Origin of the sequence: Secundilactobacillus malefermentans DSM 5705 = KCTC 3548 (genome assembly GCF_001436395.1) — a bacterium.
Taxonomy (GTDB): domain Bacteria; phylum Bacillota; class Bacilli; order Lactobacillales; family Lactobacillaceae; genus Secundilactobacillus; species Secundilactobacillus malefermentans.
In genome coordinates, this window is record NZ_AZGJ01000110.1 from 1 (window position 1) to 1,320 (window position 1,320).

1 protein-coding gene is annotated in these 1,320 nt (G+C 38.3%); it reads left to right on the forward strand.

All coding sequences use genetic code 11. The features are described from left to right. Window positions 1–98 precede the first annotated feature (98 nt). The gene (locus FD44_RS09920) at window positions 99–1,271 is read left to right on the forward strand and encodes an IS256 family transposase (RefSeq protein WP_010620873.1); all 1,173 of its coding nucleotides are present in this window, start codon (window positions 99–101) and stop codon (window positions 1,269–1,271) included. Window positions 1,272–1,320: the final 49 nt, after the last annotated feature.

A 1,320-nucleotide genomic window follows, 5' to 3' on the forward strand; every position in this document is an offset into this window, starting at 1 on the left:
GAGTGTTTAAATAATTATGTGTAAATGATTCATTGAAAAAGGGAAGCCTCTCCCTTATGATAGTTAGCGTCTAAACAAACATCACAGGAGGCTTCCCCATGAATCAGTTTACCAAAGAAATCGTCACAGCACTAGCGCAGCGTCAGGATCTAGATATTATTTTCAAAGATCAACTAGAAACGGCCGTTAATGAGCTATTACAAAATGAACTTTCTGCATTTTTAGGTTATGAGCCCTATGATAGGAATGGCTTCAATTCAGGAAATTCTCGTAATGGCCACTACACGAGAACCTTTAATACAAAATATGGCGAATTGAATCTTACGATTCCCCGTGATCGAAACGGAGAATTTGTTAACCACACATTACCAGCCTATCAACGACGAACAGACCAGTTAGAACAAACCATCATTCAGCTTTATCAAAAGGGAATTACCACTCATGAGATCGCCGATCTGATGGAAAAAATGTATGGTTCCTATTACACGCCACAGACAGTTTCCAATCTAACTAAGGTAGTTAACGAACAAGTTGAAGCTTTCAAGAATCGAACGTTATCAGAACGGTACGCTGTCGTTTATTTAGATGCCACATATCTTCCCTTGCGACGTGACACAGTTGCCAAAGAAGCAGTTCATATTGCAATTGGCATTCAACCTAATGGTCATAAGGAAGTGCTGTCTTACAAGATAGCTCCGACAGAATCTAGTTCTGTGTGGTCTGAAGTATTAGCTGATTTGAAGGATCGTGGCGTACAACAAACCTTACTTTTTGTGGCCGATGGATTGGTTGGCCTCGAAACTGCCGTTGGTAAATATTATCCCAACGCCGTTATTCAGCAATGCCTAGTTCATGTAAGTCGTAATATTTCGCATCATGTACGGGTTCATGACCGTAAAGCTGTGTTAAATGATTTTAAGTTAATTCATCAAGCAACCAATAAACGAATGGCTGAGCACAGCTTAGCCAACTTTGTTGACCATTGGCGCAAAAGATATCCCAAAGTTACGCAAGCTTTATTAAAGAACCAGAAATTACTGGTATTTTTTAATTTTCCACCGGCTATCCGGTCTAGTATTTATAGTACCAATCTTATCGAATCATTTAACAAAAAATTTAAGCGACAAACAAAGAAACGTGAACAATTTCCCAACGAAGAATCTTTGGAAAGAACCTTAATGACTGTAATTCTTGATTACAATGACAAATTTGGGCGACGAACACATAAAGGGTTCAACCTAGTTCAAGACACTTTAGAATCAATGTTTTAGTTCAAAAGTGAGAGGCTTTTTCATTTACACATAAAATTTGACACTCTCA